This window comes from Halalkalicoccus jeotgali B3, from assembly GCF_000196895.1.
Classification (GTDB): Archaea; Halobacteriota; Halobacteria; order Halobacteriales; family Halalkalicoccaceae; genus Halalkalicoccus; species Halalkalicoccus jeotgali.
In genome coordinates this window covers 104,801-120,075 of sequence record NC_014299.1, presented here as the reverse complement: position 1 = coordinate 120,075, position 15,275 = coordinate 104,801, and the positions used below count along the sequence as shown (strand labels likewise).

General features: G+C 49.2%; 14 protein-coding genes and 1 pseudogene. 4 read left to right on the top strand and 11 right to left on the bottom strand.

Annotated features, from left to right (window positions below; translation table 11 throughout):
- Positions 1–27 precede the first annotated feature (27 nt).
- Both HACJB3_RS19205 and HACJB3_RS16925 read right to left on the bottom strand, forming a co-directional pair.
- Positions 28–1,149: a mandelate racemase/muconate lactonizing enzyme family protein gene (locus HACJB3_RS19205; RefSeq protein ID WP_158306597.1), complete on the bottom strand. Its 1,122-nt coding sequence runs from the start codon at positions 1,147–1,149 to the stop codon at positions 28–30.
- Positions 1,150–1,421: 272 nt separating this feature from the next.
- The gene (locus tag HACJB3_RS16925) at positions 1,422–2,192 is read right to left on the bottom strand and encodes an IclR family transcriptional regulator (RefSeq protein WP_008415536.1); all 771 of its coding nucleotides are present in this window, start codon (positions 2,190–2,192) and stop codon (positions 1,422–1,424) included.
- 130 nt (positions 2,193–2,322) lie between these two features.
- On the opposite strand from HACJB3_RS16925, the gene HACJB3_RS19200 reads away from it, so the two are divergent.
- From HACJB3_RS19200 to HACJB3_RS16915, 4 genes are all read left to right on the top strand, one after another.
- A complete protein-coding gene (locus HACJB3_RS19200; protein WP_081461370.1) occupies positions 2,323–3,414 on the top strand; it encodes a Bug family tripartite tricarboxylate transporter substrate binding protein in 1,092 nt (363 codons plus the stop codon).
- Positions 3,415–3,422: 8 nt separating this feature from the next.
- A complete protein-coding gene (locus HACJB3_RS19195) occupies positions 3,423–3,986 on the top strand; it encodes a tripartite tricarboxylate transporter TctB family protein (RefSeq protein ID WP_081461369.1) in 564 nt (187 codons plus the stop codon).
- A 21-nt stretch (positions 3,987–4,007) separates the two neighbouring features.
- The gene (locus HACJB3_RS16920; RefSeq protein WP_008415539.1) at positions 4,008–5,489 is read left to right on the top strand and encodes a tripartite tricarboxylate transporter permease; all 1,482 of its coding nucleotides are present in this window, start codon (positions 4,008–4,010) and stop codon (positions 5,487–5,489) included.
- Positions 5,490–5,639: 150 nt separating this feature from the next.
- Complete coding sequence (locus HACJB3_RS16915; protein WP_049934723.1) at positions 5,640–6,653, top strand: YeiH family protein; 1,014 nt, start codon at positions 5,640–5,642, stop codon at positions 6,651–6,653.
- A gap of 560 nt (positions 6,654–7,213) precedes the next feature.
- Here HACJB3_RS16915 and HACJB3_RS16910 read toward each other — a convergent pair.
- The 9 genes and pseudogenes from HACJB3_RS16910 to HACJB3_RS16880 all read right to left on the bottom strand — a co-directional run bounded on the left by HACJB3_RS16910 (position 7,214) and on the right by HACJB3_RS16880 (position 15,259).
- Positions 7,214–8,167: a lysine exporter LysO family protein gene (locus HACJB3_RS16910; protein ID WP_013199636.1), complete on the bottom strand. Its 954-nt coding sequence runs from the start codon at positions 8,165–8,167 to the stop codon at positions 7,214–7,216.
- A 359-nt stretch (positions 8,168–8,526) separates the two neighbouring features.
- Positions 8,527–8,694: pseudogene (locus HACJB3_RS20860) on the bottom strand (tryptophan--tRNA ligase); the annotation flags it as partial.
- 30 nt (positions 8,695–8,724) lie between these two features.
- Positions 8,725–9,483, bottom strand: a complete 759-nt coding sequence (locus tag HACJB3_RS16905; protein WP_049934721.1) for a creatininase family protein — start codon at positions 9,481–9,483, stop codon at positions 8,725–8,727.
- A 305-nt stretch (positions 9,484–9,788) separates the two neighbouring features.
- Positions 9,789–9,989, bottom strand: a complete 201-nt coding sequence (locus HACJB3_RS19810) for a hypothetical protein (protein WP_148258276.1) — start codon at positions 9,987–9,989, stop codon at positions 9,789–9,791.
- 4 nt (positions 9,990–9,993) lie between these two features.
- Positions 9,994–11,343, bottom strand: a complete 1,350-nt coding sequence (locus tag HACJB3_RS16900; RefSeq protein WP_008415549.1) for a M20/M25/M40 family metallo-hydrolase — start codon at positions 11,341–11,343, stop codon at positions 9,994–9,996.
- On the bottom strand, positions 11,336–12,094 hold the full coding sequence (locus HACJB3_RS16895) for a creatininase family protein (RefSeq protein WP_008415550.1): 759 nt from the start codon (positions 12,092–12,094) through the stop codon (positions 11,336–11,338). Before HACJB3_RS16895 ends, HACJB3_RS16900 begins: the two co-directional genes overlap by 8 nt.
- Positions 12,094–13,146, bottom strand: coding sequence for an ABC transporter ATP-binding protein (locus HACJB3_RS16890; RefSeq protein WP_008415551.1), 1,053 nt, complete (start codon positions 13,144–13,146; stop codon positions 12,094–12,096). Before HACJB3_RS16890 ends, HACJB3_RS16895 begins: the two co-directional genes overlap by 1 nt.
- Positions 13,139–14,197, bottom strand: a complete 1,059-nt coding sequence (locus HACJB3_RS16885) for an ABC transporter ATP-binding protein (protein WP_008415552.1) — start codon at positions 14,195–14,197, stop codon at positions 13,139–13,141. The genes HACJB3_RS16890 and HACJB3_RS16885 overlap by 8 nt, the downstream gene beginning before the upstream one ends.
- A gap of 117 nt (positions 14,198–14,314) precedes the next feature.
- Positions 14,315–15,259: an ABC transporter permease gene (locus HACJB3_RS16880; protein ID WP_008415553.1), complete on the bottom strand. Its 945-nt coding sequence runs from the start codon at positions 15,257–15,259 to the stop codon at positions 14,315–14,317.
- Between the last annotated feature and the right edge of the window lie 16 nt (positions 15,260–15,275).

Sequence of the window (15,275 nt, the reverse complement as noted above, 5' to 3'; positions counted from 1 at the left end):
TATTAAGTTTACTGTTTCAGCCGATCATCAGCTGATCGTTGTGGAATTTGTGGCGAATGAGTGCAGTTTGCTGTCGACGAGATCAATGCCGAGCCCTGCTCCAGTTGGTAGTTCTACAGATCCATTAGAATCTGTAATTGTTGGTTCAAATGGTTCGTCTCGCATCTTGATGGGGCCTACACTTTCAACCGGGCGATGTACCCCTTTTGTGGACGCAGTTAGCTGAATCTCAGCACTAGTTGCTGGTGATAGGCCGAAACCATGTCCCACTACCGTAGATCGACCACTCGCTGCCGCGATCTCAATTCCAGTCCTCGTAGATAGAAGACTCCCTAGCCGCATTGGCTTCAGCTTCACTCTGTCTGCAGCTTTTAGACTGATCACAGACGAGAGGTGTTGAATACTTAGTAAACACTCGTCCGCCATCACCGGTACTGACGTTGATTCGCTGACCCGAGCTAATCCTTCTAAATCGTTGAAGGGGACTGGTTGCTCTAAATGGGCAAGTGGAAGGTGCTCTACAGAGCGTGCAAGGCTGATTGCATCTGGTACTGAATATGCCCCGTTTGCATCAGCACGAACTTCCATTCCTTTTCTCTGCGGGTTCACCATTTCACATACTGTTTCGATACGAGCAGAGTCTATTTCGAGATCACCGCTCAGTTTCAATTTTGCTGATTCATATCCTTTGTTTCTCCATTGCTTTGCTTCTTCACCCATTTTCTCAGGATCATCAATACCGATCCATGCATTGAGGCTCTCTCTTTGTCTAAGTGCTCCACCAAATAGCTCAGCTAGTGTCTGTCCCCGTTGCCGACAGTATAGATCAAGATACGCCATTTCTATCCCACATTTCGCGTTCGCGTTCCCTTCGAACGAACGTAGTAGCTCGGTCAGTTTATTGGGTGATTCTGGTTCTACTTCGATAAGGGCTGGCAGTAAATAGTTGATGAGTACATTTTCAATACTGGATGGTGTTTGCCTCGAGTATCCTGGCGATGGATCAACTGTCCCAATTCCTCGCTCGCCATCAGCGGTGTTCAGTACAACTAATACCGAATCCATAACTGAAAAGTCGTGAACAGATGCACGGTATGAGCCTTTCATCGGCACTTCGAGTCGGTGAACGTCTATCGTACGAATCTCCATGTGATTGTCTCGCTGTAACATCACCAGCGATAGTAACCGACTTGAACTTTTCCCCCAGAAAATAGAAGCAATACGGGAGTGATATGTGGTGGGTATGCTACCCACAGTTCGTCGATGACGGAATAGTATATTATAATCTAGTATAGAAGAATTGTACTTATCTAAAAGGATTCTCTTCATTCTCTATCAAAGCATGTATTACATACATATGGATGTTATCTACTGACTCCTTGGGTCCGTCTATGACAAACTAATTTATTAATTTTGATATTTTATAAGTATTTTAGACGTAATTCGAGCTCATTCGCTGTTCCGAGTAAGAGATCAGGTAGTTCCTCCTGGAACCAATCTCCTGAAAACCGCTGAATCGGGCCAGAAATGCTAAATGCTCCAAATATCATGTCATCTGGTCCAATTACTGGCACTCCTATACCTCGAAGCCCATCAATTGATTCCTCGTTATTTATGCTATATCCCCGTTCCGTGATCTCCTCTAATTCTCTAAATAATTTTTCAGATTCTGTAATCGTATTTTGTGTTTCAGCTGGCAGCCCTATCTGATCGATTATCTTTTTAACTCTCCTTGTCTCCGAGTATGCTAGTATTGCTTTCCCCCCCGCGCTCGAATGGAGATATCGTTGTTCACCGATCCAACGGTCTGTCTGGACTCCCTGACTCCCCTGGTCAGTATAAAGATAGATCCCTCTTCCGTGTTCTTCAATAAGAAATTGGGCACGCTCTCCAGTTTTATCAGCGAGCTGCTGAACCATGGGTTTAGCGAGTGTATAGGCTTCCTTGCGTGTCCGTGCGTACTCACCAAGGGACACAAAATTCAAACTCAATTCGTATTTGCTGTCCTCTTTGACTAAATAGCCGATCTCTTCGAGCGTATCCAAATACTGATACGCAGTACTCTTCGGTATATCGAGTTGAGTAGAAACATCCGTTAGATACCCACCATCCTGATCACGCAATAATTCGATTATTTTGAATCCCGTCTTGAGAGACTGTATCGTTCGATCAGACCCACGCTCATTGATCATGGTCACTAGTTACAATCAGACCTATTGAAGATATAGATTCTATATCCTGACTCCACTCTTCTGGCGTCTCATAGAAGCATTATCATGGCTTTTGCTTATAGAAGCACAAGAGTTAAGTGTAGTGGATCAGATGTTTGTCTTGGCAGTGGATAACACTCATACTGATGGTTATATGACAACAAAAATCAAATCACGGCGACGATTCTTAGGTACAGTTGGTAGTGCAAGTGTAGTTGGCATCACTGGCTGTCTAAGTGTCAGTAGTGACAATAGTAGTGGCGGCGCAGAAGATTATCCATCGAACCCAATACAAACAATCATTCCATTCAGTGAAGGCGGAGGTGTTGATCGAAGCGTCCGTGAACTCCAGTCTTTCTTTGAGGAATCCATCGATGGTCGACTTCGACTAGAATACAGGCCAGGCGGAGGAACGCAAATCGGTCAACAAGCAGTTTTGGATGCAAACTCTGATTGTTACACTGTAGGAGTAGCATCGCTTCCCGCATTTAATTTCACTATGATTACGGGTGGTGCAGATTATGAACTCAGTGATTTTGCCTGGATCGGTACCAAATTGGTAGATCCGGGTGTTCTGCGCAAACATCGAGATGATGACCGATTCGAAGACATTACTGATGTAATCGAATACGCAAGTGAAAATCCAGGCGACCTTTCGGTGAGTACCTCTGGCCCGTATAATCAGAACGTGTTGGGGCTTGCTCTTCTGCAAGAAGTAACTGGCGCAGAATTTAATATTGTCCCCTACGACGGAGGGGGCCCATCCCGTAACGCGCTCGTTACTCGAGAGGTAGATTTAGTTCATGCAAACGTCTACAATAGCGTGAATACTACTGATGATACAGAGGTTCTAGCAATCCACGCGGAAGAAAACAATTGGGCTGAATTGACAGATAATGCCCCTACATTTAGCGATGCTCTTGGATTTGAACAAGAAAAAGTGCCACCAAGTGGGCCTGAAGTCAGATATGCATGGTATACTAGTACTGAGGCGGCGGATGAATACTCAGAACGTCTCAGTATCCTCCGAGAATCTTTCGAAGAATCCGTTACCTCACAAGAATACGAAGAGTATCTAAGCGAATTATCACCTCCCCAGGAAAGGAAGCGAGATTTTAGACCGCCAGACGAAACTGAACAATTGGTGCAGGAGAAACAAGACCAAATGGAAAGCCATATTGATACTATGGAAGAGGTAATTTAGCCTATCACATGTCTTCTGAACAATCAGCATCAAATCAGATATCAGCACGTAGCGACGGTGAACAAACTGAAAAGTTAGATCACACTGTTATTACGTTAGCAAAGAAGCTTGCGTTTCCTACGTTGGTGCTGGTCTTCTGTGTACTCTATCTGAATAGTACTTGGGGTCGTTTAGATCTAAGCACGCTCGTTTATCCATACGCGATCTTACTACTAGCACTCGCAATGGTTGCAGTCATATATGCAAACGAGATATTCGGTACTTTGAGAAATTCAAACGATACTTTGAGTATTTCAAATTCGGTGAAACGACTACTCTCTGAATGGGGTGCTTCGATCTTAGTTGTAGTCACTGCTATCGGTTATATCGCTATTATGGAGACAATAGGATTTTTTCCAGCCTCATTCTTGGCAATAATCACAATAATGTATGTAGGGGGGGTACAGAACTGGCGGCTAATTGGAACCGTTAGCATAGCCACCCTTGTTGCAGTCTACATACTGTTCGTCGTGGTCTTAGGAATTCGACCACCTACTGGCTACGTACAGATAGAATTCACAGCCCCATGGTAAAACCTAAGCGAGAACTATAGCATGATCGATAATCTCATTCAAGGATTAGGAATCCTTCTGTCTATACAGAATCTGCTACTAATTAGTATTGCAGTCTGTATCGGCATCGTAGCAGGCGCCATACCAGGGTTTACTGGCACAAACACCGTGGCTATTGCACTTCCCTTCACGTTGGCAATGGCCCCTGAAACGGCTGTCGTGTTTCTAGCTGCTATTTACGTCGGAGCCAACTATGGAGGAGCCATTCCTGCAGTACTGATAAACACACCAGGTACTGCTGGTGCTACTGCGACTGTATTGGATGCATATCCAATGAGTCAGCAAGGGAAAGCAGGACAAGCAATCGGTATTTCTATTGCTGCAAGCGTATTCGGCGGGCTAACCTCCGCCATCTTCCTTGTACTACTCATCAACCCTGTTGCAGAGATCGCATTCTTATTCGGACAGCCAGAATTCTTTGCACTCTCTATGTTCGGTATAATCGCCCTAGCATCTGTACTAGGCGACAACATCGCCAAAGGGCTACTCTCAGGACTGTTTGGTTTGCTTATAGCCGCAATCACGTTAGACCCAGTTACAGGCCAGCGACGACTAGACTTTGGATTTCCTGAGCTGTACTCTGATCTACCGTTTATACCCATTATTGTCGGATTATTTGCCATCTCAGAGTTACTCTATCTCATCAAAAAAGAAAAAATCAGTGATACGGACATTGATGTTGACTCCTACGATAACGTCTTTGAAGGCGTTCAATACGCATTAAAAAATCCGTTCCAACTTTTCCGAGCTACTAGTATCGGCACAATTATCGGTTCGATCCCCGGTGCAGGTACCTCGGTCGCCAACTTCATCAGCTGGGGAGAAGCCAAACGTGCTTCTGATAATCCTGACCAGTTCGGAAAAGGCAATCCGGAAGGAGTTATTGCTTCAGAAGCATCAAACAATGCTGTCACTTCTAGCTCTCTTATACCAACACTCGTTCTGGGAATTCCTGGAAGTGGAACAACTGCGGTGATGCTGGCCGCGTTGTTACTACACGGACTTCAACCAGGACCTCAGCTAATGGAAGTATTTGGTGCTGAAGCGACGGCGATCATGCTCTCGCTTATCGCTGCTAATATCGTTCTATTGTTCTTTGCTCTCGCTATTTCTCGGTATATCGTTCGAGTCGTTCTGCTTCCTACTCAATGGTTAGTTCCAATTATTCTTGTATTGACCGTTATTGGAGTGTATGCTCTCAATTCATCCTTGTTTGATGCTTGGTTTATGATTCTCTTTGGTGTTCTTGGATTCACAATGAGAGAACACGACTACTCTCTCATTCCATTAGTCCTTGGTGTCATTCTTGGACCGTTAGCAGAAGGTGCCTTCCGGCGGTCACTTGAATTGAGTCAAGGTGACCCATCAATTCTATTTATATCTAGTCCAATTACTATTGTACTTTGGCTCTTAGCACTCTTCGCACTCACGAGTAAACCACTTAAAAGGATGATCCAAGGATAATCGAATGAGAGCAGTTCAATCACAGAATACAATTTTTCAGTTTTTCGCATGTATTAGTCGTGGTTGGAGGCAACTTGAGCGGGGATGGCAAGCAGTTGTGATCAGTTCAATGATACTGATAACGATCATCATCTTCGAAGTTTATATACCATGGTGATTTCCAGTATTAAACGATACATTCCTGGTCTCTTCGTTTTGTTAGTTATTGGACTCACTGGCCGATTCATTGCAAGTAGATTACCTGGCGTAAACTATCTCATTTTATCTATTCTCATTGGGCTGATTATCGGAAATACAATAGGAACCCCCACTTGGGCACAACCTGGCTCAAAGACACATAAACTCTGGCTGGAATGTGGGATTGTTCTAATGGGTGCTAGTATTGCGTTTGATCAAGTCATTGAGGCAGGACCACAAATATTGTTATTTATCGTGCTTATCTCATCTCTTTCCATTATTATATTAGAGCTGCTAACTCGCACATTTTTCAATATTCCTGAAGAAGTTGGTTCACTTCTCGCAGCTGGTTCCAGCATTTGTGGTGTTTCTGCTATCGTCGCGGTCGCCGGAGCAATCAGAGCACGACAAGATCAAATTGCCTACGCAGCCGCAACAGTACTATTATTCGACGCTCTCACAATATTTGCTTATCCCTTGTTGGGGCGGGCACTAGGCCTTTCAGACGTCGCATTCGGCATTTGGGCAGGGACTACTATGTTCAGTACTGGTCCGGTTGCGGCTGCAGGGTTCGCATTCTCTGATACGGCCGGCCAGTGGGCAGTATTAGTAAAACTTTCTCGAAATGCACTCATTGGTGGTGCAGTTATTGTATATTCATTCTGGTATATGCAGCGTGATCAGTTCCAGTCTTTTGAAGAATCCTTCTCAATCAAAGCAATAAGGGATACATTCCCAAAATTCGTCATTGGGTTTTTTGGTGTGATGATTATCGCAAATTCTGGAATCCTATCTAACGAGCAAATTATTTCCCTTGAAAACGTCTCTAACTGGTTGTTCCTGCTTGCATTTGCTGGCCTCGGTCTCGAGATACGTTTCGAGACCCTCAGAAATACAGGCCTAAAACCTATACTCCTAGTCTTCCTTTCACTCGTCATCGTTAGTACCACTTCGCTTATACTAATCGCAGTATTGTTTGGAATATAGGAAGTCACTCTATACCGATCTCAAGTACAGCTACCGGCGGAAGGTTGAGAGCCGCTGTAAGAGTACCAAATGATTCCTGGTTGTGACGATAGTAGAGACGCTCGTGCTGTGGTTCTTGTGTTTCATATTCGCGTGTCTGTTGTATTCAATCCGATGAGCGGTTGATCTGGTTATGTGGACTGATTGACTAATAAGTATAAACACTCGCCAATCGTGACGGTGGATAATACGCTCACGCCGCTAAAGAACAAACGGGGGATCGGGTAGTGAGACGTTCAGTCCATGATAGGGCGGTTTCTGAGTGGGAAGACTGCAAGAAATCTTAGAGAGTCACCGATATGGCTAGGCGGTACGACAGGAGAGAGCGATAAAGAACCTATCTGAAGCAGTTTCTAATCACTCATCCTCAAAACTACGCATCACAGATCCGATAAATCTGCTGTAGTTTCAACTTACAAATTATTTAAATTTGATATTGTGGATCTCCATGCATTTGTTTGCCTAGGAGTGACACTGCGACGATGAGCCGGTTTATTCGATGAGGGGTTTCGTGTTCGTCATTAGATCTCCAGTATGATCGGAATGAGAACAGTCGCGGTTACAGACAGTACGAGTCCGTTGATCAGTGCTGGAATCACGAACTTCTCACCAGAAACACGCTGAATCAGTGGAAGTGTCACGTCCATCGTCGTTGCGCCACCAGGCGCAATACTTGTTACCCCACCGAAGTACTTAGTAACGGCTGGCAGCACTAAGAATGTAACAATTTCTCGAAAGAGATTCGCGAGAAACGCAATCGCGCCCAGTTTCATCCCACCGAGATCAAACACGACGACCCCCGCGTAACTGTACCAGCCGAACCCTGCTGCGACTGCTGCAGCGTGGGTGACGGGCATGTTGATGACCATTCCAACCAGTACGCCACCCAAAATGCTCCCGACAGCCACAGCGACTGGAATCAAAAGCACGGCCCATCCGATATGTACGATATGACGCAAGGCTTCGGTATCGCTTCCAACTGTAACGCCAACGCCGAATAGCAGCGCCAAGAGCGCATAATCGGAGATAAATCCAAGACTTGTGACGAGATGCTCTGAAAGTCCGATGGTCGAGAATCTGAGACCAACCACGAGCGAGATGAAAATGAGAGCCGTGATCTTCCAATCGAAACCATCAGCTCCTCGCTCTGATGGTGAGCCTTGATCAGTGAGCTCGTTCTCCTCGGATGGGGCGGACAGTGGGTCGGCGATTGACGTGATCACTAAGCTTAGGTAGACACACATGATACTACCGATGATAGTTCCTAGACACAGCACAAGTGCAGATCCACCAATCGTATTCAAATCCTGCAAGATTTGGTCATCACCTCCGAGTTGTGCACCGATCGCAATGAGGAGGATTGCGAGACCAACGAAGATGATGCCATCACCTATCTGTTGGGTTCGGCTAAACGGTAAGTAATATCCAAGCACACCACCAACCAACAAGGCGATAAGCAGGGCTCCGACACTCATGTGTCACCATTGAATGATGCTGTATAAAATGGTTCCATATCACAGGAAGGGAGTAAAAATCTGACATATAAGCAGAGAATTGAAAAAAGGATGTTGAAGACTTATCTGATATCTCATGCGGTACGCTATTGACTTGCTAGTTCAGCTCACGTTGACAAACAAGTACGACCGATCGCCGATGGTGACGGCAGACAACGTGTTCATCCTGTTGAAGAAGCGGACTAAAAACGGATGGCAAGCCGCCCAACCTTGTCGAACGGTTTGATCTTTACATGAACGAACTAAGAACGGATAGTTGATGTTTCGAAAGCTGCGAGATAACCCGTTGTTCAAGCACGAGCTTGATCCCGGGGCCTTCATTGCAGTCCGGGATAGAACGAGAGCTCGATGTTTGCCGGGGTTCCATAGGTCGATTTCACTGTCGATTGCGTTATTTCGGTCGCGAATGCCGCTGCAAGTGGATAGACAACATCTGTATCCGCCGTGTCGATGATGAGACGTATCCGATTCGGGTCAAAGCCAACAGCAAATCACACAAGGGTCAGCAGGTCGCTCAATCAGACTGCATCGCGTTCAGTGTTGATATGCTCAACGTACGTCTCCACGACGTTCTGGATAATCACGTTTCCTGCGTCGGAGGTGGCCCTGGTTGGATCCCCGAGGACACCGTTTTCGGTAATGGATTTGAATCCCTCACTTAGCAAACGGGCTGTCGAAATCTCGCCTTCGGGCCCGGGTTCGATGTTCTCAACCCTGACGAGACCCTCGTCGATGGCCAGCACCATCGCCGTCTCGGCTGCCCCGGCGTGGATCACGTCCTGATCGTACTCGATGCCTGCTTCGCTAAGCCCCTCGTTCAGCAACTGCATGTGTTCGTCAAGATCGGCAAGTGCAATCACCGTAGATTCGAGTTCGCGGGCAATGTCGGGAGCCACAGTCTTGACCGGCCCAAAGTTACCACCGTGGGTCGGAACGAGGACGATGTACTCGAAGCCATGTGCGTCGAGGGATCGGCAGTACGACCGGATCACGTCCATCAGTGTTTCGGGTGGGAGAGTGATCGTGCCAGGAAACTCCATGTGATGGCCCGAGCATCCGGGGCGAATCGTAGGGGCGGCGAGGGCATCGCCTAGCTCTCTCGCAATTCGGCGTGAAAGCTCGTCCCCGTCCAGCGTATCCATATTCAACGGCAGATGTGGGCCGTGTTGTTCGATCGAACCGACAGCCACGATTGCTGTCCGTGTTCCGTTTTCAAGGGCAGATTCGACCTCTGGCCATACCATCTCCTCAAGGCATACTGGTTTGCGAGAAGACATGCATCTGCATCTATCTTGTCGAAACAAAGACCTTTGGGAGGGTATGGTGTCGACCCACACGAAATTTGGTAGCATAGTCTCTCTACTAGCCGAAGCTAGGAAGCAAGTTCGACAGTTCTCACAGCCACTTTCAGCACGAGTTTACCGAATTGCCCGAACCACATCCGTACCCAGAGCGTAGTGCGACAACAGTTGAATCATACTCGGTGTGTCACGCCCGTTCCGCCCGCGTGCAGGACGTCCGGGTGTGATACAATGCGGTAATTCAGATCATCCTCAAGAAGTGTGTAAAGTTCCGAAGGGAGTTAATCCATGCTTGCTGGGGAGAGGGTGTCTATTAGGAGTGTCACGTCGCCGCCGTTGAGAAGATATGCACATTGCGGGATATGGACGGATTCATCCTCATCGTACCAGTTCGGAACTGGGTTCATTTCCTCGATCATTCCAGATCGATCTGGTCCCGGTTCATACAGCCAGTGAACACCGGGTTCGAGTTCCCTATACATGATGTTAGAGGCCACTGTCATCGGGGAACTTCTGTAAGAACCGTGCGGTTGTTTCAATCCCATTTCGGAAGCAGTCTAAGTCAAGATGCTCGTTCGGCGAATGGTTTCCCTGATCGGGGTTCGCATACGGAACGACCAATACAGGTACGTTCAGCTTCGTCCGGAAGTGTGCTGCGGGAAGACTGCCACCCAGTAGCGGCATCTCGACGGGGTCCATGCCCCACACCGCCTTGAGAGCTGCTGCAAGTGGCCTCGCTGCCGGCGTATCAATCGGTGTTTTCATCGGTGGGAACGAGCCCATCTTTGTCACCTCGATATCGGGGTTCTCACGCTTGACATGGTTAGTGATCCGCTCAAAGACCTGATCAGGGTCCTGATCTGGTACGAGCCGCGAGTCAAGCTTGACGGTCGCCTGATGTGGGATGATTGTCTTCTTCCCCTCACCTTCATAGCCGCTTGAGAGTCCGTTGACCGTCAACGTTGGTTCTAGGAGCAGCCGTTCGTAGTAAGGGTCGTCAGTGGCGAACTCCTTGATTCCAAGGTCGGATTTTAGAGCCATCTCATCAATTGGGATGTCCTCGACTAACTCCCGATCCGTGGCTGAGATGTTTACATTTTCAGAGAAGCCCTCAACCGTCACCTTGTCACCATCAAACATTGAGGAGACAACAGCAATCAACTCGTTAGCTGCGTTCGGAATCGGTCCTCCGAAGTTGCCCGAATGCAGGTCCGCATCTGCAGTCTTGAGATCAAGCTGGTAGGAAAGGATCCCCCGGTTGCCGTAGATAATAGTCGGCTTCCGCGATGCATGCATCGGCCCATCCGCGACATAGACCAAGTCAGTGTCAGCAAGTTCCGTCGGGGCGTCGCCCAGGTATTCGATTAGACCGGTGCTTCCGCTCTCCTCACCACCTTCGACGAGAAGCTTGACGTTGACGTCCGTATCGTCGGCAATGCGGCTCAACGCATCGAATGCGAAGACGTGCGTGAGGAACTGTCCCTTGTTGTCTCCAGCACCACGAGCGTATATCGACTCATTGCGGATCGTCGGCTCGAACGCCGGCGACTCCCAGTCGTCTGATACTCCCGGCGGTTGGACGTCGTAATGTCCGTAGAACGTGACCGTTGGTGCTGACTCATCAACAATACGTTCGGCATAGATAAGCGGATACCTGCTCGTCTCGATCTGCTCGACTCGATCAAACTGGTATTCGTCAAGAATCGACAGCAACAACTCCGCGCAGCGCTCCATTCCCTCACCCGTCGCGCTGATACTCGGCTGAGCTAGCAGTTCGAACAGGGTAGAGCGATACGCCGAGAGTTGATCATCTATTGTGGTTTCGATTTTATGCATGAGAATCACCTCGTTCAGTTCGGATACGTTCAGAGAACGCGCTCACAAGTCGGGTCGTCACCTCTTCGCCGAGCTCACGTGTTGCATAAGTTGGATCACCCATATGACCCAGTTCTGTTACCGCGTCGAGGCCATTTGTCATCAATTTCGACGTTGAGACGTCTCCAATAAATCCTGGCGTGAACTCCTCTTCGAGCACGAGATCTGGGCGTAGGTACCATACAGAAGCAGTCACTGCTGCCCCACCGTGGCCTCGAGCTTCAGAAGGGATTTCCATTTGAGCCAGGCTTTCCATCAATGGGTCGATTAGCAACTCCTTGTCGAGCAGCGTGATAATCTGTGCATCGACCTCGTCCGCGATAGACGGTAGGATCGCATTCATCGCAGGAAAATTCCCACCGTGGAGCGAGAACAGGACAATGTGTTCAAACCCGTGGGAATCGAGACTTCGACAGTAGTCCTCCAAAACGCGCATCAACGTTTCCGGTCGATAACTGATCGTCCCGCTGAAGCCCATATGGTGATCTGAGCACCCCGGTCGAATCACAGGCGCGACAAGCGTATCACCAAGCTCCTTCGCTAGTTCTACTCCCATGGCTTCGGCCCAGGCGGCGTCTTTTAGGATACCAAGGTGTGGCCCGTGCTGTTCGACGGATCCGGCCGGAACGAGAATCGTCTTCACTCCACGGTCGATTGCTGATTCGATCTCCATCCAGGTCAACTCCTCTAGCAGCTCCGATCTAAGTTCCATTATACTGATTCCGTTGTTTCTGCCGTCTCAGCAGCGTATTCATCGTAGAGAATACATCGTGCGTGTCGGTTCTTGTCGACGGTGAACATAGGTGGCTCTCCGTCCTGACAGCTCGGCATTGCTTCCGGACATCGGTCGTAAAACCGACATCGATTCATTGTCTCCGTGAGGTCTGGTACCTCCCCCTCTAGCTCGACAGGCTCACGTTCAATATCGGGGTTGATAATCGGCATAGAGCCGACTAATGCCTGCGTGTACGGATGTTTTGGATCAGATATTATTTTCTCAGTTGGTCCGATCTCAACGATCTTCCCGGCGTACATGACGCCAATCCGATCACACATATGCTTCAGAAGGGAGAGATCGTGGCTAATGTACACTGCCGTAAGTCCAAACTCCTCTTGAAGATTCTCGAAGAGATCGAGGATACTCGCTCGAATGCTCACGTCAAGCATGCTCGCCGGTTCGTCTGCAAGAAGAAATGAGGGGTCCAGCGCCAGCGCGCGAGCAATGCCGACTCGTTGACGTTCTCCACCACTCAGTTCTGAGGGATACTCCTGAGCATACGCCTGTGCTGGCCGAAGACCCGCTTTTTCAAGAGTGTCGTAGACCTTGTTCGCTCGCTCCTCTGGTGTTCCGATATCGTGGACATCAAGGGGCTCTTTTACCCACCGATAGACGGTCCACTTTGGATTCAACGACTGATACGGGTCCTGATGAATGACCTGTGCCTCCCGACGAAAATCAAATAATTCATTGTCAGTGAATTCGCTCACATCCTCCCCGTCGAAATAAATGCGCCCTGCTGTGGGATCATGGAGACGAATTGCTGTTTTACCGAGCGTCGTCTTTCCACATCCCGACTCGCCGGCTAGGCCGAATGTCTCACCTTCCTTCACCGACAGAGTGACGCCGTCCACGGCGTGAACGTGCTCACGGCTTCCCCGGTTGAAAAGCCGGGAAACGATACCCTCGTTAACCGGAAAGTGCTTAACCAGGTTCTCGACGGCAAGTTTGGCGTCCTCAGGAGGGACTACTTGTCCATCACTCATTGTTACCTCCAACCGAGGCAGTTTCTTTAGATTGATTGCGCAGTTTCTGCCACGTCTCACGTTTGCTGGCCTCCTTGCGGAGCATTTCAGCCTCATCAGCACGGTGGCACTCAACGACGTGCCCGTCTCCGAACTCTTCTGGTTCGGGCGTCTCCTCCCAGCAGCGCTCCTCAGCGAACGGACACCGCGGGGCAAAGCGGCATCCTTCATCGGGATCTGTGAGATTTGGTGGTGTTCCTGGGATGGATATCAATTCTTGAGAATCGGCGGTAATGTCAGGAAACGCATTTCTGAGCCCAAGTGTATACGGATGTCGAGGGTTTCTAATAATTGTATCAGCGTCGGCAGACTCTACGACACGACCACCGTACATCACCGCGATCCTGTCGCAGGTTTCCGAGACCACGGACATGTCGTGGGTGATCAGGATCATCGCGGTGTCGAACTCGTCTTGAAGTTCCGAGATAGTCTGCAGAATCCGGTCTTGGATTACTACGTCAAGGGCGGTCGTTGGTTCGTCTGCAAGGACAACTGCAGGGTTAACCGCCAGCGCGAGCGCGATCATCGCCCGCTGGGCCATTCCGCCGGAGAATTGGTGGGGATAATCGTCGATCCGATCCCGGTCGAGTCCGAGTTCTTCGAACAGGTCCTCGGCTCGCTTGCGAGCCTCGGCCTTGGAAGTGTCGGATTCGTGTGCCTGGATCACCTCGATGATCTGGTTACAGACGGTGTGAACGGGGTCAAACCCGTTCATTGCGTTTTGCGGGATCATAGAGATTTCCTTCCAGCGGAGTTCTCGTCGGACTTCCTTCATCGACATCTCTGTAATATCCCTGTCCTCGTACTCGATCGTCCCCTCAACGATCTCGCCGTTATCGGGGAGAAGCCGAATAATCGACTTAGCGACGGTTGTCTTGCCGCTACCGCTCTCTCCGACAAGCCCCAGCGTTTCGTTGGGGGACACTGACAGAGACACACCGTCGGCTGCCGCGACATTCCCTTCCTCCGTTTGATAGTGCGTTTTCAGCCCATCAATTCGTACCAGCGTCATTGGGTTGGTCCCTCTTGCTGGACTCGTGTTGGATTCTTCAAGACGCGTTGGCGCGTCCACGACTGTACTCGAATTCGGTCGGACGATTTCGTCCGGTCGGTTCGGAGTATACTCATTTTATTCGGAATGACGGAGTTCTGGATTAGTCAACTGTTCAAGTGCACGGCCGATGAAGAACACAGACATCACCATCAGCATGATGCAGATTCCCGGTGGAACCACCCACCACCACGCGAACCGGACGGCGCCAGCAGTGTAGGCATCGAAGAGCATCTGGCCCCATGACGTCATGCTTGGATCACCGAAGCCGAGAAATGAGATGCTCGCCTCTGCGATGACCGCCCACGCAACCGAGAACGAGCCATACAGAAATGCGAGCGGAAGTACATTCGGGAGAATATGGCGATACATAATCCGAAGGTCGCTCGCACCGATAGCCCGCGCTGACTCAACGTACGGACGCTGTTTGTGGCTGAGAACCTGCGATCGTATTACCCGGGCCGTCGAGCGCCAAAGAATCAGACTAATAACAATAACGATACTCCAGAGACTCGGTCCCAAGAGAAACACAAGTACGAGGACGAATGGGAGGAAGGGCAATCCGTACGCGATATCTGCTAGACGCATCAGTCCATCGTCGACCCAGCCGCCGAAGTACCCGCTGATGAGTCCGATATTCACGCCGATGAATACGGAAACGAATGCGGCAAGAAAGCCGATAAGCAGCGATACTCGAGCACCAACGAGAACTTGCGACGCGACATCACGACCAAGGTTTGTCGTTCCCAGCGGATGTGTGAGAGATGGTTCCATGAGCCGAAGAGCGGAACCGTCAGCAGCACGGTTGATCGCATTTGGATCGTGAGGGGCAAGATATCGACCAAATAGACCCATTAGTACGAAGACGAAGAGAAGGGTCACCCCAATTTGTCCCATCCGGTTGGCGCGTAGCAATCCGGTGATTTCAGATAACTGTTTGCTGAGTCGATCAGTCACTGTGAACCTATGCGAGGTCCCGGGCTGGGAGTTGAGAACTTCGGTCTGATTACCGTCAGTTCCCATTGCTACACCTCTTAAT

Coding starts and splice junctions, on each gene's coding strand:
- HACJB3_RS16925 (WP_008415536.1), bottom strand. CDS start 2,192: ATGATCAATGAGCGTGGGTCTGATCGAACGATACAGTCTCTCAAGACG.
- HACJB3_RS19205 (WP_158306597.1), bottom strand. CDS start 1,149: ATGGAGATTCGTACGATAGACGTTCACCGACTCGAAGTGCCGATGAAA.
- HACJB3_RS19195 (WP_081461369.1), top strand. CDS start 3,423: ATGTCTTCTGAACAATCAGCATCAAATCAGATATCAGCACGTAGCGAC.
- HACJB3_RS16885 (WP_008415552.1), bottom strand. CDS start 14,197: ATGACGCTGGTACGAATTGATGGGCTGAAAACGCACTATCAAACGGAG.
- HACJB3_RS16895 (WP_008415550.1), bottom strand. CDS start 12,094: ATGGAACTTAGATCGGAGCTGCTAGAGGAGTTGACCTGGATGGAGATC.
- HACJB3_RS16890 (WP_008415551.1), bottom strand. CDS start 13,146: ATGAGTGATGGACAAGTAGTCCCTCCTGAGGACGCCAAACTTGCCGTC.
- HACJB3_RS16915 (WP_049934723.1), top strand. CDS start 5,640: ATGGTGATTTCCAGTATTAAACGATACATTCCTGGTCTCTTCGTTTTG.
- HACJB3_RS16880 (WP_008415553.1), bottom strand. CDS start 15,259: ATGGGAACTGACGGTAATCAGACCGAAGTTCTCAACTCCCAGCCCGGG.
- HACJB3_RS19200 (WP_081461370.1), top strand. CDS start 2,323: ATGTTTGTCTTGGCAGTGGATAACACTCATACTGATGGTTATATGACA.
- HACJB3_RS19810 (WP_148258276.1), bottom strand. CDS start 9,989: ATGTATAGGGAACTCGAACCCGGTGTTCACTGGCTGTATGAACCGGGA.
- HACJB3_RS16920 (WP_008415539.1), top strand. CDS start 4,008: ATGATCGATAATCTCATTCAAGGATTAGGAATCCTTCTGTCTATACAG.
- HACJB3_RS16900 (WP_008415549.1), bottom strand. CDS start 11,343: ATGCATAAAATCGAAACCACAATAGATGATCAACTCTCGGCGTATCGC.
- HACJB3_RS16905 (WP_049934721.1), bottom strand. CDS start 9,483: ATGTCTTCTCGCAAACCAGTATGCCTTGAGGAGATGGTATGGCCAGAG.
- HACJB3_RS16910 (WP_013199636.1), bottom strand. CDS start 8,167: ATGAGTGTCGGAGCCCTGCTTATCGCCTTGTTGGTTGGTGGTGTGCTT.